A 22,593-nucleotide genomic window follows, 5' to 3' on the forward strand; every position below is an offset into this window, starting at 1 on the left:
CGAGAGGACCGGCGCAATGGACGACTTGACGATCCCACCGAGCCAGGACGGCGCGCACACCGCCGACACCGATCGGCAGGATCCGGTGGAGCGGCTCGACGACGCCACCTCCGCTCTGACGATGCTGCGGGACGGTTTCTCCGGCGAGGAACCGCTCGACTCGGTGCTCCAAAGACTCAGCGAGACCGCCACGAGAGCGATCCAGGACGCCGACGCGGTCACCGTCACCGTGAACCCGCGGCAACCCAGAACCGCGGCCGCCAGCGTCGCCGAGCTCATCGAGATCGACGAGAAGCAGTACAGCTCCAACCGCGGTCCGTGCCTGGAGGCCGCCCGCACGCTCCGGGCCGTGCGCGCCGTGGTCGGGGAGAACAGGGACAACTGGCCCGAGTTCGACGCGTCCGCCGAGCAGCACGGCGTGCGCGCCTACCTGTCCGTGCCGATCGTGCTCCCGGCCGCGGACCACAGCGACGCCAAGCACGTCGGGTCGCTCAACATCTACAGCTACAAGCCGTCGGCGTTCGATCCCTTCGACGAAGGCGTGATGCGGCTGTTCACCACCGCCGCCAGCGCGGCGATCGACAACGCGCACCGGTGGCAGCGGTCCCGCGACCACATCGCCCACCTCGAGACCGCGCTCGTCTCACGCGCGGTCATCGACCAGGCCAAGGGCGTGCTCATGGCGGTGCACTCGTGCACCGCGGACCAGGCTTTCGCCATGCTGGTGCAGGACTCCCAGAAGCGGAACGTCAAGCTGCGCGAGGTCGCGCAGGGGCTGATCGACAGCGTCGCCCCGCGCTGAGCCCGCGGCCGACGTTTGACGGGCCCTCTCCTGCGGAAACCCCGTCTGCGCTGATCGAGATGAAGGGGCCGCACCATGCGTTCGTTGCGTCCGGCGAACCTCGGCCGTGTGCGGTTCGCCGCACCGTCGCCGGCGTGACAGGCTTTCGCCATGAGCACCGCCCGACACGAGATCGACTCCGACAGGCTGCGCGGGCTCGTGCACAACCTCGGCGTCGTGTTCTGGGCCGCCGACGCCCGGACCCGCGAGCTGACCTTCGTGTCGGGCCACGTCGAACAGCTGCTCGGCCATCCCGTCCAGCGGTGGCTGGAGGAACCCGGGTTCTGGGACTCGGTCGTGCACCCCGACGACCGCGACAGGTCCCACCGGGACCGCTGGCAGCGGGCAGGTGACCAGGACGACTACGACCTGAGCTACCGAGCCGTCACCGCGAGCGGTGAAGTCGTGTGGCTGTACGAGAAGGTCCACGTGGAGCGGGACGAGGCGGGCGCGCCGCGGGCGCTGCAGGGCGTGCTCGTCGACGTCACCGGCCAGCGCGTCGCCGCCGAGAGGGAACGGTTCCTCGCGGTGCTCGACCGCGAGTCGCAGAAGCTCGACGACGCCGACGACCTCATGGCGCTGGCGACCCGGATGCTCGGTGAGCACCTCGCCGTCGACCGGTGCGCGTACGCGCGGACGGAGGAGGACGAGAACCACTTCGTCATGAGCGGCGACTACGCCACCGGGCTGCCGCCGTTGCCGGGCCGGTTCGCCATGCGCGAGTTCGGTGCGGGGGCGCTGCGCGCGATGCGGGCGGGAGAACCGTGGGTGGTCGCGGACAGCGGCAACGATCCGCGGCTCGACGAGGACGACCTGGCCGCCTACGCGGTCACGGGCATCCGCGCGGTGATCTGCCTGCCCCTGCTGCGCGCCGGCCGGTTCGTCGCGGCCATGGCCGTGCACCAGGCGCACCCGCGGCAGTGGACCCAGGACGAGATCGACCTCGTGTCCGTCGTGGTCAACCGCTGCTGGGAGTCGCTGCAGCGCGCGCACTCCGACCGCGCCCTGCGCGACAACGAGCAGCGCCTCCGCCTGCTGATCGACCGGGCCGTCGACTGCATCTGGGTCCTCGACGGCGAACGGCGGTTCGTCGAGATCAACCCGGCCGCCTGCAGACTGCTGGGCTACCGGCGCGAGGACCTGGTCGGCCGCCCCGCCGAGGAGCTGTTCGTGCTCGACGGCGACGACCGGGACCCGCCGCACGACCAGGAGCAGACCGGGGTCTGGAACCTGCGCTGCGCCGACGGGTCGATCGTCGCGCTGGAGCTCAGCGTCCAGGTCACGCCGAGCGGGCTGCAGGCCATCGGGCGCGACGTGACCGAACGGCAGCGCACCGAGGCCGAGCGCGAACTGCTGCTGCAGCGCGAGCACGAGATCGCCACCACGTTGCAGCGCAGCCTGCTGCCCCGCGAGCTGCCGGTGCTGGAGCGGCTCGCCACCTCCGCCCGCTACCTGCCCGCGTCGAGTCACGCGCAGGTCGGCGGCGACTGGTACGAGGTGCTCCCGATCAGCGGCACCGTGGCCGGGATGTCGGTCGGCGACGTCGTCGGCTCCGGCCCGACGGCCGCGGCCGTGATGGGGCAGCTCCGCAGCGCCCTGGCCGGGTTCCTGGTCGACGGGCACTCCCCCGCCGCGGCGCTGGAACGGCTCGACGCCTTCGCCGCCAGGGTGAACGGCGCCACCGGCAGCAGCTGCGCGTGCATCACCTTCGACTGGGCCACCGGAAGGCTGTGCTGGGCCAGCGCGGGTCACCCGCCGCCGCTGGTGGCCGACGAGCGGGGAGCCCGGTTGCTCACGAGCAGCACCGGCGCGGTGCTGGGCACCGCGGGCCGAGCGCGGTACGAGGAGCACAGCACGGAGCTCGCGCCCGGCGCGACGATCGTGCTCTACACCGACGGCCTGGTCGAACGCAGAGGCGTCGTCGTCGACGAGGGCCTCGACCAGCTGCTGGCCGTCGTGGCGCGGGCGCACCACCAGGCGCCCCCCGAACTGACCGGCACGATCGTCGACGCGCTGCTCGCCGACGGCCACAGCGACGACGTCGCGCTCGTCGTCGCCCGCCACCTGCCCGCGCCACTGCGCGTGACGTCCCCCGCCGAGGCGCGCCGGCTGTCGGAGCTGCGAGGTGCCGTGTCCGAGTGGGCGGCCGCCGCGGGGCTGTCCGACGACCTCGCCTACGACCTCGTGCTGGCCTACGGGGAGGCCGCCGCGAACGTCGTGGACCACGCCTATCCCGGCGCCACGGGCACGTTCGACACCGAGCTCTCGCAGACCGATGGCGCCGTGCGCGTCACCGTCCGGGATCACGGCAGGTGGCGCCCGGAGCCCGAGGATCCCGGCCACCGCGGCCGCGGGCTGCAGATGATCCGCGCCATGGCCGACGACGTCGAGCTCGAAGCGAACGGCGCGGGCACGACGGTCACCTTCCAGTTCTCCACCGCACCCGCCGACGTACCACCGGCACCGGCGCCGGCGCTCGCCACGCCGTCCGACGTGGTCGGGCTCGCCGTGGAGGAGGCTTCCGGCGGCACCCAGGTGCTCCGCCTCACCGGAGACCTCGACACGCACACCTCCGGCGGCTTCCGCGCACCGCTGATGGCCCACATCGGCGCCCGGCCCGACAGCCCGGTCGACATCGACCTCACCCGCCTGGGTTACCTGAGCAGCTGCGGCGTCACGGTGCTCCTGGAGGCCGCGGACGCCGCGCGGCGAGCCGGGCGGACGATCAGCGTGACCTGCCTGCGCGGCAGTGCTCCCGACCGCATCCTCACGTTGTCGGGTCTGCGCGACGTCCTCGCCGTGAGCAGCCGGTCCGAGGAGTTCACGTGACCGAGAAGGCCGAGGCCTGGAACTCCGCGCTCCGCCACGTCATCAACGGCGCCCACCTGTCGACGGCCGGCGGTCTCGCGGAGCTGCTGGACGAGGCCGCCGCCCAGGTGGACGTCACCGCGCAGCTGTACGTCGTCGACATGGGTCAGCAGTGGTTGCGGTCGGTCCGTCCCGAGGAGGGACCGTCGTTGCGGGTGGACTCCACCACGGCCGGGCGCGCGTTCCAGCGGACCGAGATCATCGCCGTGAGCGGCTCGCCGCCGTGCCTGTGGCTGCCGGTGCTGAACGGCACCGAGCGGCTCGGCGTCGTCCAGTTCCTCCTGCACGGCGGCAGGAACCCGGACGACCGGTCGATCCGCGAGCACTGCTGGGAGCTGGCCGGTCTGCTCGGACATCTCCTCATGAGCAAGCTCCACTACAGCGACTTCCTGCACGTCCTGCGCCGCACCACGCCGTTGTCCGTGGCGTCCGAGCTGCTGTGGCAGCTGCTGCCGCCGCAGACCTTCGCGTGTGACCAGCTGACGGTCACGGCGGTGATGGAGCCCTACCACTCCGTGGGTGGTGACGGTTACGACTACGCCGTCGACAACGGACGCGCGTACTTCTCGATCTTCGACGCGACGGGGCACGACCTGCACGCGGGCCTCACCACCGCGATCGTGCTGGCGGCCACCCGCAATGCGCGCCGCAACGGCCTCGGGCTCCTCGAGGCGGCCGAACTGGCCGACCAGGCCGTGCGGCAGCAGGCGGCCGAAGGGCTCAGGGCTCCGTTCGCGACGGCGGTGCTCGCCGATCTCGATCTCGCGACCGGGGCGTTGCGCTACGTCGTCGCGGGACACCCGCCCGCCCTGCTGTTGCGCGACGGCAGGATGGTCAAGGCACTGCGGAGCGCGGTCCACGTGCCGCTCGGACTAGGTCACCTCGCCAGGACGCCCCGGTCGCTCGGACGTGAACACCTCCAGGCCGGCGACCGGATCCTGCTGCACACCGACGGCGTCACCGAGGCGCGCGACTCGCGGGGCGAGGAGTTCGGCGTGGAGCGCCTGGCCGACCTCACCGAACGGCACGAGGCCGCCGGGCTGCCCCCGCCGGAGACCCTGCGGCGGGTGTCCCGCGCGGTGCTGGACCACCAGCACGGGCACCTGCAGGACGACGCCACCCTGCTCCTGCTCGAGTGGAGCAGGACAGCGGCGAGCACCGTGCTGCCCTGACTCGAAGAGGGTGTCGCCGGGTGCGACGACCGCGCCCGGCGACGTGCTCCACTCCGGGAACGGGTCTAAGACTCCGCCGAACCGGGTTCGGACATCTTGCGATGTGCCTTGGCCTTCACCGGGTCCGGCAGCGCCCGGCCCGCCAGCGCCTGCGCCTTGTTCTTCACCGAACCCGCCACCACGTGGTCCTTGCCCTTCATCAACGCCTCGAACCCCTCGCGCGCGACCTGGGCGGGATCGTCCTTGGCCGCCTGGGCGACCTTGGTGTCCTGCATGCCCGCCCGGTCGAAGAAGTTCGTGTCCGTCGGACCGGGCATCAGCAGGGTCACGCTGACACCGGTGTCCTTCAGCTCCTCGCGCAGGCCCTGCCCGAACGAGGCGAGGAACGCCTTCGACGCCGCGTACACCGTCTGGAACGGCCCCGGGGTGGTGGCCGCGACCGACGACGTGAACAGCACACGCCCTTCCTTGCGGTCCACCATGTCCGACACCACGCGGTGCGTCAGGTGCACGGCGGACGTGACGTTGAGGTTGACGATCTCCAGGTTGTCGTCCACCGACGTGTCGCGGACGAAGTCGCCCCCGACGCCGACCCCGGCGTTGACGGCGAGCACGTCGACCGGCCGCCCGCTCGCCCTGATGCGCGCCACGAGGTCCTCGACGCCCTGGTACGACGAGAGGTCGACCTGCACGGCGTCCACCTGGACGCCGCCACGGCCTCGAATCTCCTCGCCGACGGTGTCGACCGCGTCGTCCTCCGCGGCGATGACGAGGTCGAAGCCGTTGTCCGCGAACACCTTCGCGAGCTCGAGACCGATACCGCTCGACGCTCCCGTCACGACTGCCTGTGGGTTCACCGATCCTCCTCCAGAGCGCGTGCCAACACCACGGAGGTACCCCGGACCGCCCGGGGCATTCGCGGAGGGTGGACCCGGTGTCGCAGGAGCCGGCGCGGTTCTCGCGGATGTGGTCCGGCGGTCAGCGCACCATGGCCAGCGAAGGCCGGGCGACGCGCAGGTACAGGTGTTCGGTCCTCCGCGCGACCTCGTCCCAGGTGTAGCAGGCGGAGACCCGGTCCGCGCCGGCGGTGCCGTAGACGCTGCGCCGGGAGCGGTCCGCGAGCAACACCCGCAGCTCCTTCGCGAGCCGCTTCGGGTTCCGCGGTGGCACCAGCTTTCCGGTGACGCCGTCGACCACGGTGTCGAGGAGCCCGCCGACCGCGGAAGCGATCACCGGCAGGCCGCACGCCATCGCCTCCAGCGGCACGATGCCGAACGGTTCGTACCACGGCACGCAGGCGACGACTTCCGCCGAGCGCAGGAAGTCCGGCATGTCCTTGCGGGCCACCTGCCCTGCCAGCCGCACTCGGTCGCACACACCGAGCGCCTCCGCGTGCGCGAGCAGCCGCTGCGCCTCGCGGTCCGACTTCAGCTTGCTCACGGGTGGTCCGCCCGCGATCACCAGTTCGGCCTCCGGCACCATCTTCAGCGCGGTGATCAGGTCCTCGAACCCCTTGCGCGGCACCAGCCTGCCGACCGACACGATCCGGCGGGGGTGGGGCGAGGCCGGGGCGGGGTGGAACAGCTCGGGGTCGACGCCGCAGGGCACGACGGCGGTGCGCGTGCGCACGATCCCCATCCTCACCAGCTCGTTCACCTCGTCCTCGCAGGTCGCGGCGATCAGGGCGGCCTTCTTGCCGATGATCCGCTCGATCGCGATCCGCTGGGCGGGGCTGGTGTCCGCCTCGCGCTGGTGGCGGCGCTTCACGGTGCCGAGCGCGTGGAAGGTCTGCACCACCGGCACTGCGAGGTCGCGCGTCGCCATGATCGCGGCGAATCCGGACATCCAGAAGTGCGCGTGCACGACGTCGGGTGGCGCGGCACGCCAGTCCTCGGCCAGGAAGCGGGCGAACTCCCCCATGAAAGGCAGGAGCTCGTCCTTGGGCACGTGTTCCGCGGGTCCGGCGGGGACGTGCACCACCTCGTAACCGGCGTCCGTGCGCACCCGCTCCGGGATCTCGCCGTCGTCCCGCCGCGTGTAGACCACGACTTCGTGTCCCCGCGCGACCAATGCCTCCGACAGCGCGGCCACGTGCACGTTCTGCCCACCGGCGTCGACCTCGCCCAGCACCGCCAGCGGGCTGGCGTGCTCGGACACCATCGCGATCCTCATGCCGTCACCTCCATTGCACAGCCGATCCCCGCCCGCGACTTCGGCGTCCACATCGCGTCGTCACGATCGGAGGGCCCCGCGGCGGAAGTCCGGTCCACAGAGGAGATTTATCCCCGGAAAACGCTTCGAAACACCACTTGCCGAAGCGCCACCCGGTGTCACCACACCGTGTTCACGCCACGTCACCGGAGTCCGTCCGGGTGTCCCACGCTGACCAGCCGAAAGCCGGCCTCGCGGACCTTGTCGGCGGGAACGACGCCTCGGGTGTCGACGAGCACCGGGGTCGTCATCCGGTCGGCGAGCGCCGGCCAGTCGAGCTCGGCGAACTCCGGCCACTCGGTGAGCACGACCAGCACGTCGCGGCCGTCCGCCAGCTCCTCCGGTGTGCCGACGACGGTGATGCCGTCGACCTCCTGGGTGATCGCCGGGTCGTAGGCGCGGATGTCGCCGTCCAGCAGCCGCGCAATCGCGAGCGCGGGCGAGTCGCGCAGGTCGTTGGTGCCCGCCTTGAACGTGAGGCCGAGCAGCCCGATCCGGTCGCCCTCGATCTTCTCCGCGATGCGGCGGACCTGGTGCTCGTTGGTGTCGACGGCGGCGCGCAGGGTGCCGAACTCGACGTCCTGCTCGCGTGCCGTGGTGAGCAGCGCGCGGGTGTCCTTGGGCAGGCAGGAGCCGCCCCAGCCGGGGCCGGGCCGCAGGAACGCGGCACCGATGCGTTCGTCCAGGCGCATGCCCTCGGTGACGCCGTCGATGTCCGCGCCGACGCGTTCGCACAGCTCGGCGAGGGTGTTGACGAACGACAGCTTCACCGCGAGGAAGCTGTTGCAGGCGTACTTGACCAGCTCGGCGGTGGTGTTGTCGGTGAGCACGACCGGCACGTCGCCGTAGAGCGCGGCGACGCGTCTCGCCGCGTCCTGGTCGGCCGAACCGACCACCACCCGTTGCGGCCGCAGGAAGTCCTCGACCGCGTGGCCTTCCCGCAGGAACTCCGGGTTCGACACGGTCGGCCGGTGCGCGATGCCGCACGCGGTGCCGACGGGAACCGTCGACTTCAGCACCAGCACCGTGTTCTCCGGCACCTGCGCAACGACGTCGTGCACGGCGGTGAGGTCGGCTTGCCCGTGCTCCCCCGCCGGCGTCGGAACGCACACGAACAGGAAGTCCACGTCACGCGGAAACACGGTGGTGAACTCGATGTCGTGCTGTTCCAGCAGTTCCGCGAGCCCCGGCTCGACCAGGTCGACCTCGCCCCGCCGCAACCGCTCGACCTTGGCCTCGTCCACGTCCGCGCAGACGACGTCGTGGCCGAGGTGCGCGAAGCAGGCGGCCGTGGTCAGGCCGACGTACCCGGCACCAACGACACCGATTCGATGCACGTCTGCCCTCCCGACTCGTCTCGTGCGGCGGTTTGCGCCTCGTTCCGGGTCACACGCACCTGCAGCTCGCCACGGGCTCGGTGCAGACAGGCGGCCGGCGGGATGGCGGCGCTCGTCACGATCATCCGCACGACCTCGGGTGCCGTGCGAGGACCCGGGGCGATGCGCTGCGCCGCGAACCGCGCTGTCAGGGCGGCCCACCCCAGCGCCGCGACGGCCGCGGCACGCCTGGCACCGAAAAGTCCACAAAGGACGGCGGCGACCGCGAAGCCGGTGGTGACCGCGTGTTCGCGCAACCGGCCGCGATGCCCGCCGATCTTCTCCCGCCACCGCGGGCCGTGCACCTTGCGCATCAACGCGTCGTCGGCGTTCCCGCGCTGCTGCTTCAGGCTGGTGAAGAAACCGGTGCGCCGCACGGGATGCGTGGTGACCCGGTCACCGGACACGACCCGGTACCCGAGGTCGATCACCCGCAGCGCGAGGTCGGCGTCCTCCCGGTAGGCCCGCGGGAATCGTTCGTCGAAACCGCCCGTCTCCAGCAGCGCGGACCGCCGGTAGGCCATGTCCGCGGTGATCCACTTCGCGTCGGCGAGACCGGAGGTGTTGCGCTCCCAGTCGGTGGGCCTGCGGTCCGGCGGCAGCGGCACCTCGATGCGCGCCTGGCTGGCCGCCACGTCGTCGCCCACCGCCGCGAGGTCGTCGGCGAGTCGTCGTTTCCAGTCCCGCGGCGGCAGCACGTCGTCGTCGAGGAAGACCACCCATTCGCTGGTGGCCCGCCGCCAGCCGGCGTTGCGCGCGGCCGCCGGCCCGCGGCCGAAGCGGTCGTACACCACGATGATCTCCTCCGGCGGCGGCCCCTCGCCATCCCGGATCGCGTTCACCACGACGTCGAGGCTCTCGCGGCCGACCGTGGGGATGACGACGGTGTAGCCGGTCATCGCCGCACCACGAACGGGCCGATCGCGAGCAGGTCGATGGGCGACGAACCGAAGCACTCCAGCGCGTCCCTGGGCGAGTCGACCATCGGCCGCCCTGCCGTGTTGAGGCTGGTGTTGACCACGACCGGCACACCGGTGTGGCGGTCGAACTCCTCCAGCACCCGTTCCAGCAGCGGGTCCCCCGCCACGGTCTGCACGCGGGCGGTGCCGTCCACGTGCACCACGGCCGGGATCCGGTCCCTCCACTCAGGACGGACGTCGTGCACGAACAGCATGTAGGGACTGGGAACCGGCCCGCGCTCGAACAGCTCGTGCGCGCGGCTCTCCAGCACCATCGGCGCGATCGGCCGGAACTGCTCGCGGCCCTTGACGTCGTTCATCCGTTCCAGGTTCGCCGCGAAACAGGGGTTCGCGAGCAGCGACCGGCGGCCCAGCGCGCGTGGCCCGTACTCCGACCGCCCCTGGAACCAGGCGATGATCCCGTCTTCCGCCAGCGCCCGCGCCACCACGGCGGCCAGGTCCGCGGGCTTCTCGTACACGACCTTCGCCGTCTTCAGCACCTGCTCGATCTCGTCGTCGCTCCAGCTCCGGCCGAGGTCGGCGCCCGGCATCGGCGCCAGCGGCTCACCCGACGCGACGTGCAGTGCGGCGCCGAGCGCGGTGCCGGAGTCGCCGGCCGCGGGCTGCACCCACACCTCGTCGAACGGTCCCTCGGCGAAGATCCGCGTGTTCGCGACGCAGTTCAACGCCACCCCGCCCGCCATCGCGAGCCTGCGCTCACCGGTCTGCTCGTGCAGCCACGTGGTGAGCTCCAGCAGCACCTCCTCCAGCCTGCGCTGCACGCTGGCGGCGAGCTCGGCGTGTTCCTGCTGCAGTTCACCGTCCGGCTGCTTGGCCAGGGTGTTCCACTCGATCGGCACGATGTGGAAGCCACCGTCGGCGGTGGTCGTGATGTGTTCGCGCATGAGGTCCAGGTGCACGGGTTCGGCGTGCGAGGCGAGTGCCATGACCTTGTACTCGTCGCTGGACCGCAGGAAGCCGAGGTGCTCGGTCAGGTCCTCGTAGAGCAGGCCGAGCGAGTGCGGCAGCCGTTGCTCGGCGAGCTTGTCCAGCTTCTGGTCGTCGTACCGCCCGGCCAGGTAGGAACCGCACTCGCCGCGCCCGTCGGCCACCAGCACCGCGCAGTTCCCGCCGAACGGTGCCGCGAGCCCGGTCGAGGCCGCGTGCGCGGCGTGGTGCGGCACGAACCGCACGATCTCCGGGTCCAGGCCGGGCAACGCGGTGGCCAGGAACTGCGGGGCCCGCCGGGCGTAGTTGGTGCGCAGCTCCTCCCACGGCGCGGTGTCGTCCTCCGCGAGCGCGGGATCGTAGGAGTACGCGACGGCGTCGAGGTCGGCCGGCGTGAGCCCGGCCTTCTCCAGGCACCACCTCGCCGCCATCTCGGGCAGCTCCCAGGCCGAGAACGGCACCGGACGCTTGCCGTGCTTGCGCCGGGAGAACCGTTCCTCCTCGGCGGCCGCGACCGTGTGCCCGTCGATCACGAGGGCGGCCGCGGGATCGTGAAAAATCGCGTTGATGCCCAGAACCCGCATCACGTCTCCCTCGCCATGAGTCGAAGTCCTCGTTCCAGCGGGATCTCCGGCTCCCAGCCGAGCAGCTCCCGCGCTCTGGTGATGTCCGGCCTGCGTCGCCGGGGGTCGTCGGTCATCGCGCCGACGTGCACGATCTCGGAGTCGCTGCCGGTCACCTCGATGACCTGCTTGGCGACCTCCATCACCGTGACCTCCTCGGGGTTGCCGAGGTTGACCGGCCCGGCTTCACCGCTGTCCGCCATGGCCAGCACGCCGCGCACGAGATCGTCCACGTAGCAGAGCGACCGCGTCTGCGTGCCGTCACCGTGCACGGTCAACGGCTCGTTCTTGCGGGCCTGCGCGAAGAACGTCGGCAACATGCGACCGTCGCTCGACCTCATCCGGGGCCCGTAGGTGTTGAAGATCCTGACCACGCCGACGTCGACGCCGTGCTCCCGCCGGTAGGCGAACGCGAGCGCCTCGCCGAACCGCTTCGCCTCGTCGTACACGCTGCGCGGCCCGATCGGGTTGACGTTGCCCCAGTAGGTCTCCCGCTGCGGGTGTTCCAGCGGGTCGCCGTACACCTCGCTGGTGGAGGCGACGACCACGCGCGCGCCGAGCCGTCTGGCCTCCTCCAGGACGCGATGGGTGCCGAACCCGCCCGTCTCGAGCGTGCCGACCGGTGACGCCAGGTAGGCAGCGGGCGACGCGGGGCACGCGAAGTGCAGCACCAGCTCGCTGGGCGGCATCCGGAACGGTTCGCGCACGTCGACGTGCAGGAGGTCGACACCAGGCGGCACGTTCGCGGGCTCCCCCGTGCTGAAGTCGTCCACACAGGTCACCCGCATGCCGCGCGCCACAAGGGCGTCGCACATGTGCGAGCCGAGAAAGCCCGCACCTCCGGTCACCACAGCACGCTCTGCCATGGGATTGAGCTACCCGGCGAAACGCCTCCTACACCGCTTCCGGAAAAGTAAGCGGCCCACCGGCCGCCACAGGAACATGTCGTCCGGCAAGTAGTGCTCAGTCCGCGAGGCGGTCGGCGGAGACCCGCCCTTCGAGCACGTCGCGCGACACCACCGGCAACGACCGGTGCTCGGCGAACGCGTGCGCCCGCAACCTCACCAAGGCCTCTTCGAGACCGATCCCCAGCTCCGCGGCCAGCACACCGGTCGCCAGGTGCACGTCCTGATAGGACACTTCCATCCGCAGCTTCTCGTGGTCGGCGGACAGCTCGCTCTCCAGCAGGGCGAGCGCCGCCACGTCCGCCAGCACCACGGCGTCGGCGAGCGCACCCGCGGACAGACCACCGGGGCTGCGCCGGTAGAGGTCCAGCGCGCCGAGCCGGATGCCACCGATGTGCAGCGGGAACACGAACACCGCGCCGAGGCCCGCCTCGGCGCCCGCGGCGGCGAACCCCGGCCACCTGGCGCGCTCGGCGATCAAGTCGTCCACCAGCACCGGATCGCCACCGCGGTGAGCCTCCGCCGCGGGCCCCTCGCCGAGCCTCCGCCGCGGGCCCCTCGCGGAGCGAGTACTGCAGCTCCTCGAGCGCCTCGCCCCACGCGTCGCTGGCGGTGACCCCCTCCTGCGACCGCTCGTCACCGCGCACGACCAGCGCCGCCGCGTCCACCGGAAGCGCCTTCACGCACACCGCGCACAGCGCCCGCGGCCACCCGGCACGCGCGGCGTGCTGCTCGATCATCCGTTCAAGCCGGTCCCGGCGCTGTCCGTCCACCCTCGGCCCCTCGTGCGGCTGCCACTGGACACGAATCCGGTACCGCTCCCGATTCGTCCACTGTGGACTAGTCGCAACACGTGACCTCGCCGAACAGTACCTCGGTCGCGGGACCGGGTCGCCATCGCGGTCGATGAGGAGGAGGCTGGGCACATGACCTCACCCAGCGGCGGTTCCGGCGATGCCGCCGCGCGACGCCTCGTCGAAGCGGTCGAGAGACGAGCGGCCCTGCACGAAGCCATCGGCGTCGTGCGGGCCTGGAGCGGCGACGTGCCGGAACGGTTCGGCGACACCGAACGCGAGGCGGAGGTCGCGCGGGTCACCGCGGCCGTGGATGCGGCGGCCGAACGGCGCTCGGACCCCGACTGGGACGACTAGGGCCTGCCCGGGTCCAGCGCGGTCGCTTCGAGGTTCCCGCCGGTGAGCCCGCGGGCGACGTCGCGGACCGGTTTCCGGGTCCTCGTGGCGTGATCGAAGATGAGGCGGCGGGCCTCGTCGGTGCCGATGTCGAGGCCACCGGCGACCATGCCGATCGCGTGCGCGAGCATCACGCGGTCGTTGAGCGTGGTCAGGGTCCGCTCGGCCAGCCGGTGGCTGCGCGCGGGGTCGTCGTCCTGCGACAGGCCCAGCACCGCCAGATCGGCCAGCACCTGCCCGAGCCGCCGCTGCCCGTCCTGCCACGGCGTGACCGCCGCGTAGAACACGTTCAGACCACCAACGGCGTCCCCCGCCAGACGCATCGGCACCGCGTGCACCGCACGGAACCCCGCATCCAGCGCGGCACGCGTGAACGCCGGCCAGCGACCACGGCCGTCCTCCAGATCCGGGCAGCCGACCGTCGCGTCGTCACGCACGCAGTCCACGCACGGGCCCTCGTCGACCTGGCTCTGCAGCAACTCCAGGAACCGGGCCCGTTCGTCGGAGGCCGACACCACGCTCAGCCCACCACGCGGATCCGCCAGCAACACCCCGGTCGCCGACGCCGACAGCAGCGTCCCACACGCCGCGGTGACCAGCCGCAGCACCGAATCGGCGTCATGACGGCCCACCAGCCTCGCCGTGAGCTCGCTCAACGTGACGGCGATCTGTTCCTGGGCACGGGGCACTCCCGCAGCATACGACCCGGCATGGTGCCGTGCCCGCGGCGCGGTCAGTCCGCCAGCCGGTCCAGCGGGATGCGCCGTTCCAGCAGATCACGTGCCACGTCCAGCACCGAACAGCCCGACGAGAACGCGTGCGCGCGCAGCCTGGAGAACGCGTCCTCCAGGCTGATCTGCAACTGCACCGCCAGCATCCCGGTCGCCATGTTCACGTCCTGGTACGACAAGGTCATCCGCAGCTGTTCGTCCTCGCCGGCGGAGTCGTCCTGCTCCAGCAACGCGCAGGTCGCCAGGTCGGCCAGGACCACCGCGTCCGCGACCGCCGCCGCGGTCAGGCCGCCGGGACGGCGGCGGAAAAGGTCGAGCCTGCCCAGCCTGATGCCGCCGGCCCGCAACGGGAACGCGAACATCGCCGCCAGGCCCTCCGCCGCAGCCGCCGCAGCGAAACCAGGCCACCGCACGCCGTCCACGCCGAGATCGGCCACCAGCACCGGTGCGGCGTCGATGAAAGCAGCCACACCCGGCCGGTCCCTGAGGGTGTACTGGACCTCCTCCAGCCGGGCCGCCCACTCGTCACTGGCGCCGACCATCTCCTCGGCGTGCGCGCTGCCGCGCAACGTCAGCGCTGCGGCATCCACACCAGGCACGACGTGCAGACACGCGAGGCACAAACCGCGCGCCAAACCAGCACGTCCGGAAGCCGCGGCCGTGAACTCCTCCACGACCCGCACAAGCCGCTCCCGGCGCTGTCCGTCCAACACCCGTCCTCTGACCACGCGGTCAGGCCGACCCGATCCGACGTCGGGCACGAACCCAGACCGGATCACCGCCGGTGCGCACCGGGGCAGGCAGGACGCGATGCGCACCACGGCCCACCGGCCGCTCGGCCGCAGGACGGGACTTCCGGGAGGCGGACCAGGTCGTGTCACGGAAGTTCGTCCGGTGGCAGGCGCGGGCGAGACCGGTGTCCGGCACCGCCGCGATGCCCCTCATACCGGGCGTATTCGGGCGTCGCGGCGGCGCCGTCTCCGGGGCCCTCGGCCGCTACTGCCGCCGACGGGACTTCCGGGAGGCGGGCTAGGGCCAGGACGGTTCCTCCGCGTGGGCCACGACGAGCTCGCGCACCTCGCACCCCGCCGGCTGGCTCAGCGCGAACATGATCGCGGCCGCCACCCGGTCCGGCGGGTTCAGCTTCGCCGTGTCCGCCGGCTTGTACTGCTCGTCGCGGTCGTCGAAGAAGTGGGTGCGCATGCCGCCGGGGACCACGAGGGTCACGCCGACCTGGCCGGCCGTCTCGGCCGCCAGGGCGCGGGTGAAGCCAACGACGCCGAACTTCGACGCGCAGTACGCCGTGGCGTCGCTGACCGCGCGCACCCCGAGGGTGGACGCGATGGTCACCACCCGGCCGTTGCGCAGGTGCGGCAGCGCCGCGCGCACGACCGCCACCGTGCCGAACAGGTTCACCCGCACGACGTGCTCCCACTCCGCCGTGGGCACCTCGTCGAGACGCCCGCACCTGTCCACACCCGCCGCGGTCACCACGGCGGTCAGGTTGTCGTTGCGGGAGAGCAGGTCGCGCACGGCGCGTTCGGCCGCGTCGGTGTCCGACAGGTCGACCGACTCGAAGTCGGCGACGTGCGGCGCCGACGGCGCCGCCTTGTCCAGCACGAGGGGCCGTCCGCCCGCCTCGTGCACGGCGTCGACCACCGCCGCACCCAGTCCGGACGCACCTCCGGTCACCAGCACGTCACCCAGCATCAAGCCCTCCTCGACAGGATCTCGGTCGTCGAACGGCCGCGGTGGTACGGGACGACGACCGTCCGGCCGCCCCAGTGCCGCACCACAGCCGTCTCCGGCAACAGCTCGGCGGTGTAGTCACCGCCCTTCACCCACACGTCCGGACGCAGGTCGCGCAGCACGCGTTCCGGTGTGTCCTCGGGGAACACCACCACCTCGTCCACGCAGCCCAGCGCGCGCAGCACCTCCACGCGGTCGGCCTGCCGGTTCACCGGACGCTCCGGCCCCTTGAGCCTGCGCACCGACGCGTCGGAGTTGAGGCACACCACGAGGCAGTCGCCGAGTTCCCGCGCCGCCCGCAACATGCGGACGTGGCCGGCGTGCAGCACGTCGAAGCACCCGCCGGTGGCCACGACCGTTCCACCACGAGCCCGCACAGCGTCCATGGTGGACATGGGCGTGCCCGCCATTCCCGACACACCGCCGTCGGCCAGGAACCGCGCGGCCGAGAGGACGGCGTCCGCCACGGCCTCGTCGGGAGTGGCGCCCGCGGCCAGCCGCGCCGCCGCCGTCACCGCGAACCTGTCCCCCGCCCCGCAGGGGTCGAGCACGGTCACCTTCGGCGCGGGCACCGCGACCGGTGTCCCTCCACAGTGGAGCAAGGCACCGCCGGAACCTCGCGTCACCACCACCGCACGCGATCGCCACCGGCTCAGCAGTTCCTCCGCCGCCTCGAACGGGTCTGAGCAACCGCTGAACGCCGTGGCCTCGGCGAGGTTCGGCGTCACCAGCCGGGCGTCGGGCACCGGCGCCGGACCGCGGGGATGCGGGTCCCACACCACGGGGACGCGGGTGAGCACCGCCCGCAGCCGTTCGTCGCGCAGCAGTCCGCGGCCGTAGTCGGAGGCCAGCACGAAGTCGGCGGACAGCACGGCGTCGAGCATCTCGTCGGTGGCCTTGGGCTCCGCCGGGCCACCACCGCGGTCCATGCGCGCCAGCGACGTCCCCGCGCAGCGCAGGCGCGTCTTCACCGACGTGGGCGCGCCGGAAGGCCCGAACACACCGGGCACCTCCAGCAGCGAGCGGATCCGGTGCCCGTCCTCGTCGTCGGCCAGCGCGCTGACCAGCGTCACGTCCACGCCGTCGCGCGCCGCCATGGTGGCCGCGAGCGCGGCACCTCCCGGTCTGGCGCGTTCGGCGGACACGTCGAGGACGGGAGCGGGCGCGTCCGGGCACAGCCGCTCGGCCGTGCCCTCCACGTCGACGTCCAGCAGCGAGTCGCCGACCACCACCAGCCTCATGAGACCCTCCGCAGGGTCGCGGGGAGCGCGGCCTCGAACGCCTCGCACAGGGCGTGGACCGCGACGAGCTGCGCCTCCTGCACGTTGCACGGGTCGCCGGGCAGGTCCAGCACGTCGTCCGCCAGGTCGGCCAGCGGGTTCGGTGCCGGGCCGGTGAACGCCCAGACCTGGGCCCCGACCTTCCTGGCCGTGCGGGCGGCCTCCAGCAGGTTCTCGCTGCGGCCACTGGTGGACAGCAGCACGACGATGTCCCGCGGCCGCGCGTGTGCCGCGATCTGCCGGGCGAAGACCTGGTCGTAGCCGTAGTCGTTGGCGATCGCGGTGACGCTCGACGTCTCGGCGCACAGCGCCAGCGCCGAGAACGGCGCGCGGTCGTGCCGGTAGCGGCCCACCAGCTCGGCTGTGAGGTGCTGAGCCTCGGCGGCGGATCCGCCGTTGCCCGCGGCGAGCAGCCTGCCGCCCTCGGTCAGCCTGCGGGCGAGCGTGCTGCCCCAGCGGGTGAGCCGCGGCGCCTGCGCCCGCAGGGCGGTCAGCGTGCCGGCCAGTCCGTTCAGGTGCTCCTCCACGCTCATCGCGCCACCGCCAGCGGGCTGGCGGGCACGGAGATCGTCACGTCACTCATCCGGCCACCTCCTTCACCACGTCGTCCCAGCTGCGCAGGAACGCATCGAGTCCGTACCGGGCCAACGCGAACTCGCGCGCCCTCTTGCCCTTCTCGTGCGCGAGCGCGGGATCCGCGATCAGTTCCCGCGTCGCGCGCACCAGGTCCTCCACGTCCGTCGAGACCGTTCCGGCCTCCTCGGGCACCGCGCGCACAGCCTCGGTGCACGCGAGCGCCACGACCGGCATGCCGATGTGCATCGCCTCGATGAGCGACAGCCCCAGCGAGGTCCAGCGCATCGGATGGACGTAGACGCGCCGGCGAGCCATTTCCCGGTGCAGCGAGCCGAGGTCGTGATCGCCCAGGCCACCGATCGGCTCGGTGTTCATCCCGAACACGTCGATCGGCTCGAACCGCGGCAGCAGGTCGGTGCCGACGATCCGGCCGCGCCGGACCGGGTCGTTGACGACCGCGACCGCGCGGGCCAGCTCGCCGGTGTAGAGCGGGCCGGGGTCGGCCACGCCGTGCTCGACGACGACCGTCCGGGTGGACCCGCAGTCCCACATCAGGTCGTTGAAGTGCGTGACGTGCACCAGGAGCCCGTCCCAGTCCGCCATCGGATGCCTCTGCCCCGGCGCACTCGGTGTGTTGTGCTCCAGGTAGACCACCGGAACACCGCGCGGCACCAGGCCCAGCTGCTCCGGCTGCTGCACCACCGCGAGATCGGCGTCCACTTCGGACAGAGAGACCTCGGTCGCGCGCCAGGGACGTCCGGCGAGCCCGATCCCGTCAGGAGGGCCGACGACCAGGTAGTCGTGGTCGCCCCGGACGAAGGAGTTCGTCCAGGACCCGTGCACGTGCCAGAGCAGGATTCTCATCGGGTCACCTCCGCGACGGCCGCGACGACCTCGGCGGGTTCCACGAGGTCCAGGCACGGGTGGCCGGGTATCGGACATTCACGGGCACGGCTGTTCCGGCACCGCGCGTGCTGGTCGCCGAGCAGGACATGTCGTCCGTGCGGTGCCCATCGGACGGCGGGCACGACCGGAGCGAACAACGACACGACCGGTGTGCCGACCGCGACCGCGAGGTGAGCGGGGCCGGTGTTGCCGACGACGACAGCCTCGGCACCGGCCAGCACGCCGCTCAGCTCGCGGAAGGTGGTGCGCCCGCCCAGATCGGTCCCGCACGCGCCGGCGACGTGTGCGGTCAGGCCGGCTTCCGCCGGTCCGCCGGTCACGACCACGCGATGCCCTGCCGCGTTCAACGCGACCACGGCCTTCGCCCACCGGTCGGGCGACCAGGTGCGGGCGGGCGCCGTCGCACCGGGGTGCACCACCACGTACGGGTGGCTCAGTTCGGGATGATCCAGCTCGACCTGGGGCGGGTCGAGCACGGCGAGCCGGCCGTCGTCGCCCGGCGGCAGCTCGAACCCGGCCGCGCGCGCGACCTGCAACGCCCGTTCGGCCTCGGGCACGTCCGGGTCGCCGGTCAGCCGCACGTCCAGCAGCGAGCCGGGGTAGTCGGTCGAGCGCGCCACGATCCTCGGCACCCCGGCGAGCCGCAGCAGCAGGGCCAGCGGCAACGGGCTCTGGTGGAACGACGTCAGCACCAGCGCCACGTCGGCGCGGATCCCGTGCACCAGCGCGACCACGGCCTCGATGTCGATCGGCCGGACCTCGGGCGCCGGGTTCACGATCCACGGGCACTCCCACTCGATGATCCGGTTCACGCCGGGCAGCAGTTCGGCCGCCCTCACCCCGCCTGGTCCGCACAGCAGGACCACCTCGCCGGACGCGGCCGCCGCGCGGATCGCCGGACCCGCGAGCAGCACGTCGCCGTCACTGTCCAACCGCGCCACCAGCGTCCTCACAGGATCATCCCCATCGCGGCACGCAGATCAGCGGCCGTGCGCGGCGCGCGTTGCACCTCTTCCGGCCGGGTCACGTCCGTGGGGACCAGGACGGACGCCGCGCCCGCGTTGCGCGCGGCCATCACGTCGGCTTCGATGTCCCCCACGACCACGGTGCGTCGTGGGCTCACCCCGAGCGCGTCACACGCCGCCAGCACCAGGCCGGGCGCGGGTTTGCGGCACGCACAGCCGTCATCCGGGTGGTGCGGGCAGATCTGCCACGTGCCGAACCGTCCGAGCAGTTCCTCGACGCGGGCGTTGACCGCCTGCACCTGGGCCTCGGTCAGCAACCCCCTGCCGATTCCGGACTGGTTGCTGACCACTCCGGTGCGCAGTCCGCGTGCGCGCAGGTCCCTGATCGCTTCCTGAGCGCCGGGCATCAGCTCCACGCGAGCCGGGTCGCCGTTGTACGGCACATCACGGACGAGCGTGCCGTCGCGGTCGAAGAGCACCGCCTCGATGGTCCGATCCATAGAGGAGATTTAGCCGAGAAAAACGGCTTGAAACGCTACTCTGCGAAGCGATTCCCGCCGCCACGACCTGCAACGGGCTGTGACGTGCTCGAAACGGTCAGTGAGAAGTCGTCGCCGACGGTCACGAGCGGGCGGCGGCCGTCGCGCGGTCGTTCGCCCTGCCGATCGCCTCGACGAGCTCGTCCTTGGACATCCGCGAGCGGCCGTCGATCTTCAGGCGCTTCGCGATGTCGTACAGGTGTTCCTTGCTCGCGTTCGCGTCCACGCCACCGGCGGTCTCCCCCTGCACCGGCGTGCTCCTGGCCGCCTGGCGGTCGGAGGGTCCTTTCTCCTCCTTGGCCTCCCAGTGGTCGCCGACCTTCTCGAACGAGTGCTTCAGCGCGGAGAACGCCGTGCGGTGAGCACGTTCGCCCTCTCCGTAGGTCTCCACGGCCGAGTCGTGAGCCTTGATCCAGGTGCGCTGCGCCTTCTTCGACGACCGTGCCACCGTGCTGGGGAGTTCCTCTCGTCCGGGCATGCTTCCTCCATGTTTCGACCGGGACGTCCGGGTACCCGAATCGCATGACCGCCACCCACGCCATCGACGTCCACAGCCCACTCGACGGTCAGCTGGTCGGCTGGCTCCCGGCCGCGTCCGAGACGGAGACGACAACAGCGGTGGCGGCCGCCCGGAAGGCGCAGACCGCGTGGGCCGCCACGTCCGCGGCCGAACGCGGTGCCGCCGTGAGGGCGGCCGCCGCGGACCTCAGGGCGCGGGCCGGGGACCTCGCGACCGTGGTGGAGACCGAGACGGGCAGGCCGTACGCCTCGGCGCGGGAAGGTGTGCTCGCCGGAGCGTCCACGCTGGAGCAGTACGCCGAACTCGGCCCGGTCCACCGCGGACGGTCGCTGCTCGGTTCGGCCGTGGACTTCATGATCCCGGAGCCGCGCGGTGTCGTCGTGGCCCTCACCCCGTGGAACGACCCTGTCGCCGTCGCGTGCGGGCTGCTCGGCGCGGCGCTGGTCACGGGCAACACCGTGGTGCACAAGCCGAGCGAGCGCTGCCCGCACACCGGCATGCTGCTGGACACGGTGCTGCGGCCGCACTTCCCCGCGAACGTGCTGCAGACGCTGATCGGTGACGGGACGACGGGTGCGCAGCTCGTGCGCGAGGACGTCGACGTCGTCGCGCACGTCGGCAGCACCGCGACAGGACGTGCCATCGCACAGGCGTCGCGCGCGAAGTTGTTGCTGGAGAACGGAGGCAACGACCCGTTGCTCGTCGACGCGGACGTCGACCCGGACCGCGCGGCCGAGCAGGCCGCGCTCGGGGCGTTCACCAACGCGGGCCAGCTCTGCACCTCGGTGGAACGGATCTACGTGCACGAAGAGGTCGCCGCGGCCTTCATCGACGCGCTGTGCGCCCGCGCGAAGGAGTGGACGGCCAACGCACAACCGTTGGTGGACAACAGGCATCGCGAGTTCGTCCACGCCCAGGTCGCCGAAGCGCTCGAAGCGGGCGCACGGGCCCTGACCGGTGGTGAGATCCCGGCCGGCCCCGGCGCGCACTACCCGGCGACCGTGCTCACCGGCTGCACGCCGGACATGCGGATCATGCGCGAGGAGACGTTCGGCCCGGTGGCGCCGGTGTGTGTGGTGCCGTCGTTCGACGAAGGCCTGCGCGAGGCGTGCTCCGGCGAGTACGGCCTGGCGGCGACGGTGCTGACCCGGTCGATGGAGCACGCGCAGAAGGCGTGGCGCGCGCTGCCGGTCGGCACGGTGAAGGTGAACGCCGTGTTCGGCGGCGCTCCCGGCGGCGCGGCTCAGCCCCGCGGCGCGTCCGGCACGGGGTTCGGCTACGGGCCGGAGCTGCTCGACGAGATGACCACCGTCAAGGTCGTGCACCTCGGCCTGCCGTGACCGGCCGGAGCTCCTTCACGGCGTCCAGGACCTCGTCCACGGTGATCCGCAGCAGGCCGGGGTCCGGCTCCGAGGCGAACGTGTCACCCGTTCCGCCGTGCCACAGCACGTGGTGCGGCCCGGAACGCGGCCCCCACAGGCTCGGCGGCATCGGACCGAACAGCAGCACGGACGGCGTGCCGTAGGCCGTCGCGACGTGCGCGACCCCGGTGTCGCCGCAGATCACGAGCCCGGCCGTGGCGACGAGGTCGAGCAGCTGGCCGAGGCTTCCGCACACGGGCTCGGGCACGATCCGGCGAGCCGCTTCGAGCTCGGACGGACTGGCCGTCACCACGACGTCGTGGCCGTCCAGCTCCCGCACCACCGCGCCGAACCGCTCCACCGGCCACCGGCGCGCGCCGTGGCTCGCACCCGGATGGACCACGATCCGCTCGGTCCGCGGTCCGGGCGGCGACAGCAGCAGATCGTCGGCGTCGCATGGAATTCCGTGCTCCTGCAGAAGATCGCACCACCGCAGCACCTCGTGCCGGTCTTCCGGCCACTCGTCGTGGGTGAGCAGCAGCCGGGGCCGGGTGGCCATGAGCCGTTCGACGCTCTGCGGCCCGCGGCCGTGCAGGTTGACGGCGAGATCAGGGCTGTCGTACTCGATTCGGGTGAGGCCCTCGGTGGGCAGCAGCCGGTCGACGGCGTCGATCCGCGCGACCGCGTCGGACAGCCACCCCGGCGCGGCGAGCGTGATCTCGGCGCCGGGGAACGCCCTGCGCAGTGCGCGCAGCGCGGGTACGGCGGTGAGCAGGTCTCCCAGTCCGAGTGCGCGCAGCACCAGGATTCGCATCGGTGTTCCTCCTCGGGCGGGCGATCCGGTCCGCGACGGGACCGCGCTGGACTCCACAA

General features: G+C 72.2%; 22 protein-coding genes. 5 read left to right on the forward strand and 17 right to left on the reverse strand.

Features of this window, described 5'->3' with window-relative positions; genetic code table 11:
• Positions 1 to 16 precede the first annotated feature (16 nt).
• The 3 genes from ORI60_RS01315 (at position 17) to ORI60_RS01325 (ending at position 4,881) form a co-directional block, all read left to right on the forward strand.
• Positions 17 to 802: an ANTAR domain-containing response regulator gene (locus tag ORI60_RS01315; RefSeq protein WP_266032990.1), complete on the forward strand. Its 786-nt coding sequence runs from the start codon at positions 17 to 19 to the stop codon at positions 800 to 802.
• Positions 803 to 952: 150 nt separating this feature from the next.
• On the forward strand, positions 953 to 3,670 hold the full coding sequence (locus ORI60_RS01320; RefSeq protein ID WP_266032992.1) for a SpoIIE family protein phosphatase: 2,718 nt from the start codon (positions 953 to 955) through the stop codon (positions 3,668 to 3,670).
• A complete protein-coding gene (locus tag ORI60_RS01325; RefSeq protein WP_266032994.1) occupies positions 3,667 to 4,881 on the forward strand; it encodes a PP2C family protein-serine/threonine phosphatase in 1,215 nt (404 codons plus the stop codon). Before ORI60_RS01320 ends, ORI60_RS01325 begins: the two co-directional genes overlap by 4 nt.
• A gap of 65 nt (positions 4,882 to 4,946) precedes the next feature.
• Here the strand turns inward: ORI60_RS01325 and ORI60_RS01330 are convergent, their stop codons facing one another.
• From ORI60_RS01330 to ORI60_RS01360, 7 genes are all read right to left on the reverse strand, one after another.
• A complete protein-coding gene (locus ORI60_RS01330) occupies positions 4,947 to 5,738 on the reverse strand; it encodes an SDR family NAD(P)-dependent oxidoreductase (protein ID WP_266032996.1) in 792 nt (263 codons plus the stop codon).
• Positions 5,739 to 5,859: 121 nt separating this feature from the next.
• Positions 5,860 to 7,053: a glycosyltransferase gene (locus tag ORI60_RS01335; RefSeq protein WP_266032997.1), complete on the reverse strand. Its 1,194-nt coding sequence runs from the start codon at positions 7,051 to 7,053 to the stop codon at positions 5,860 to 5,862.
• 182 nt (positions 7,054 to 7,235) lie between these two features.
• Entirely contained in the window at positions 7,236 to 8,429 is a 1,194-nt protein-coding gene (locus ORI60_RS01340; RefSeq protein WP_266033000.1) for a UDP-glucose dehydrogenase family protein, read from the reverse strand.
• The gene (locus tag ORI60_RS01345; RefSeq protein ID WP_323055868.1) at positions 8,387 to 9,367 is read right to left on the reverse strand and encodes a glycosyltransferase family 2 protein; all 981 of its coding nucleotides are present in this window, start codon (positions 9,365 to 9,367) and stop codon (positions 8,387 to 8,389) included. Before ORI60_RS01345 ends, ORI60_RS01340 begins: the two co-directional genes overlap by 43 nt.
• Positions 9,364 to 10,959, reverse strand: coding sequence for a carbamoyltransferase (locus ORI60_RS01350; RefSeq protein WP_266033003.1), 1,596 nt, complete (start codon positions 10,957 to 10,959; stop codon positions 9,364 to 9,366). The genes ORI60_RS01345 and ORI60_RS01350 overlap by 4 nt, the downstream gene beginning before the upstream one ends.
• Positions 10,959 to 11,864 carry an NAD-dependent epimerase/dehydratase family protein gene (locus tag ORI60_RS01355; RefSeq protein ID WP_266033005.1) on the reverse strand — a complete coding sequence of 302 codons (906 nt, stop codon included), beginning with the start codon at positions 11,862 to 11,864 and terminating at the stop codon, positions 10,959 to 10,961. Before ORI60_RS01355 ends, ORI60_RS01350 begins: the two co-directional genes overlap by 1 nt.
• A gap of 97 nt (positions 11,865 to 11,961) precedes the next feature.
• The gene (locus ORI60_RS01360) at positions 11,962 to 12,543 is read right to left on the reverse strand and encodes a GAF and ANTAR domain-containing protein (RefSeq protein ID WP_266033008.1); all 582 of its coding nucleotides are present in this window, start codon (positions 12,541 to 12,543) and stop codon (positions 11,962 to 11,964) included.
• A 286-nt stretch (positions 12,544 to 12,829) separates the two neighbouring features.
• Here ORI60_RS01360 and ORI60_RS01365 point away from each other — a divergent pair, with 286 nt between their 5' ends.
• Positions 12,830 to 13,054: a hypothetical protein gene (locus tag ORI60_RS01365; protein WP_266033010.1), complete on the forward strand. Its 225-nt coding sequence runs from the start codon at positions 12,830 to 12,832 to the stop codon at positions 13,052 to 13,054.
• Here ORI60_RS01365 and ORI60_RS01370 read toward each other — a convergent pair.
• The 9 genes from ORI60_RS01370 to ORI60_RS01410 all read right to left on the reverse strand — a co-directional run bounded on the left by ORI60_RS01370 (position 13,051) and on the right by ORI60_RS01410 (position 20,317).
• Positions 13,051 to 13,782: a GAF and ANTAR domain-containing protein gene (locus ORI60_RS01370; protein WP_266033013.1), complete on the reverse strand. Its 732-nt coding sequence runs from the start codon at positions 13,780 to 13,782 to the stop codon at positions 13,051 to 13,053. The genes ORI60_RS01365 and ORI60_RS01370 overlap by 4 nt on opposite strands.
• Positions 13,783 to 13,826: 44 nt before the next feature.
• Entirely contained in the window at positions 13,827 to 14,414 is a 588-nt protein-coding gene (locus ORI60_RS01375; protein WP_266033015.1) for an ANTAR domain-containing protein, read from the reverse strand.
• A gap of 439 nt (positions 14,415 to 14,853) precedes the next feature.
• Complete coding sequence (locus ORI60_RS01380; RefSeq protein WP_266033017.1) at positions 14,854 to 15,534, reverse strand: SDR family oxidoreductase; 681 nt, start codon at positions 15,532 to 15,534, stop codon at positions 14,854 to 14,856.
• A complete protein-coding gene (gene rfaE2 / locus ORI60_RS01385; protein ID WP_266033018.1) occupies positions 15,534 to 16,814 on the reverse strand; it encodes a D-glycero-beta-D-manno-heptose 1-phosphate adenylyltransferase in 1,281 nt (426 codons plus the stop codon). Before rfaE2 ends, ORI60_RS01380 begins: the two co-directional genes overlap by 1 nt.
• Positions 16,811 to 17,386, reverse strand: coding sequence for a D-sedoheptulose-7-phosphate isomerase (locus tag ORI60_RS01390; protein ID WP_266033020.1), 576 nt, complete (start codon positions 17,384 to 17,386; stop codon positions 16,811 to 16,813). Before ORI60_RS01390 ends, rfaE2 begins: the two co-directional genes overlap by 4 nt.
• 46 nt (positions 17,387 to 17,432) lie before the next feature.
• On the reverse strand, positions 17,433 to 18,293 hold the full coding sequence (locus ORI60_RS01395; protein WP_266033023.1) for a glycosyltransferase: 861 nt from the start codon (positions 18,291 to 18,293) through the stop codon (positions 17,433 to 17,435).
• The gene (locus ORI60_RS01400; RefSeq protein ID WP_266033025.1) at positions 18,290 to 19,288 is read right to left on the reverse strand and encodes a glycosyltransferase family 9 protein; all 999 of its coding nucleotides are present in this window, start codon (positions 19,286 to 19,288) and stop codon (positions 18,290 to 18,292) included. Before ORI60_RS01400 ends, ORI60_RS01395 begins: the two co-directional genes overlap by 4 nt.
• Positions 19,285 to 19,800, reverse strand: coding sequence for a D-glycero-alpha-D-manno-heptose-1,7-bisphosphate 7-phosphatase (locus tag ORI60_RS01405; RefSeq protein ID WP_266033028.1), 516 nt, complete (start codon positions 19,798 to 19,800; stop codon positions 19,285 to 19,287). Before ORI60_RS01405 ends, ORI60_RS01400 begins: the two co-directional genes overlap by 4 nt.
• Positions 19,801 to 19,921: 121 nt before the next feature.
• Positions 19,922 to 20,317, reverse strand: coding sequence for a ChaB family protein (locus tag ORI60_RS01410; protein WP_266033030.1), 396 nt, complete (start codon positions 20,315 to 20,317; stop codon positions 19,922 to 19,924).
• 44 nt (positions 20,318 to 20,361) lie between these two features.
• Between ORI60_RS01410 and ORI60_RS01415 the strand changes: the two genes are divergently transcribed.
• Positions 20,362 to 21,699 carry an aldehyde dehydrogenase family protein gene (locus ORI60_RS01415; protein ID WP_266033032.1) on the forward strand — a complete coding sequence of 446 codons (1,338 nt, stop codon included), beginning with the start codon at positions 20,362 to 20,364 and terminating at the stop codon, positions 21,697 to 21,699.
• On the opposite strand, the gene ORI60_RS01420 is transcribed toward ORI60_RS01415, so the two are convergent.
• Positions 21,671 to 22,534, reverse strand: a complete 864-nt coding sequence (locus ORI60_RS01420; RefSeq protein WP_266033034.1) for a glycosyltransferase family 9 protein — start codon at positions 22,532 to 22,534, stop codon at positions 21,671 to 21,673. The genes ORI60_RS01415 and ORI60_RS01420 overlap by 29 nt on opposite strands.
• Positions 22,535 to 22,593 lie beyond the last annotated feature (59 nt).

The sequence above is a fragment of the Lentzea sp. NEAU-D7 genome (assembly GCF_026242055.1).
In the GTDB taxonomy this organism is placed as follows: domain Bacteria; phylum Actinomycetota; class Actinomycetes; order Mycobacteriales; family Pseudonocardiaceae; genus Lentzea.

Bases quoted from the DNA above. Each gene is read 5' to 3' on its own strand.
- ORI60_RS01315 (WP_266032990.1), top strand. From the start codon at position 17: ATGGACGACTTGACGATCCCACCGAGCCAGGACGGCGCGCACACCGCC.
- ORI60_RS01320 (WP_266032992.1), top strand. From the start codon at position 953: ATGAGCACCGCCCGACACGAGATCGACTCCGACAGGCTGCGCGGGCTC.
- ORI60_RS01335 (WP_266032997.1), bottom strand. From the start codon at position 7,053: ATGAGGATCGCGATGGTGTCCGAGCACGCCAGCCCGCTGGCGGTGCTG.
- ORI60_RS01345 (WP_323055868.1), bottom strand. From the start codon at position 9,367: ATGACCGGCTACACCGTCGTCATCCCCACGGTCGGCCGCGAGAGCCTC.
- ORI60_RS01350 (WP_266033003.1), bottom strand. From the start codon at position 10,959: ATGCGGGTTCTGGGCATCAACGCGATTTTTCACGATCCCGCGGCCGCC.
- ORI60_RS01355 (WP_266033005.1), bottom strand. From the start codon at position 11,864: ATGGCAGAGCGTGCTGTGGTGACCGGAGGTGCGGGCTTTCTCGGCTCG.
- ORI60_RS01365 (WP_266033010.1), top strand. From the start codon at position 12,830: ATGACCTCACCCAGCGGCGGTTCCGGCGATGCCGCCGCGCGACGCCTC.
- ORI60_RS01380 (WP_266033017.1), bottom strand. From the start codon at position 15,534: ATGCTGGGTGACGTGCTGGTGACCGGAGGTGCGTCCGGACTGGGTGCG.
- rfaE2 (WP_266033018.1), bottom strand. From the start codon at position 16,814: ATGAGGCTGGTGGTGGTCGGCGACTCGCTGCTGGACGTCGACGTGGAG.
- ORI60_RS01390 (WP_266033020.1), bottom strand. From the start codon at position 17,386: ATGAGCGTGGAGGAGCACCTGAACGGACTGGCCGGCACGCTGACCGCC.
- ORI60_RS01395 (WP_266033023.1), bottom strand. From the start codon at position 18,293: ATGAGAATCCTGCTCTGGCACGTGCACGGGTCCTGGACGAACTCCTTC.
- ORI60_RS01405 (WP_266033028.1), bottom strand. From the start codon at position 19,800: ATGGATCGGACCATCGAGGCGGTGCTCTTCGACCGCGACGGCACGCTC.
- ORI60_RS01410 (WP_266033030.1), bottom strand. From the start codon at position 20,317: ATGCCCGGACGAGAGGAACTCCCCAGCACGGTGGCACGGTCGTCGAAG.
- ORI60_RS01415 (WP_266033032.1), top strand. From the start codon at position 20,362: ATGACCGCCACCCACGCCATCGACGTCCACAGCCCACTCGACGGTCAG.
- ORI60_RS01420 (WP_266033034.1), bottom strand. From the start codon at position 22,534: ATGCGAATCCTGGTGCTGCGCGCACTCGGACTGGGAGACCTGCTCACC.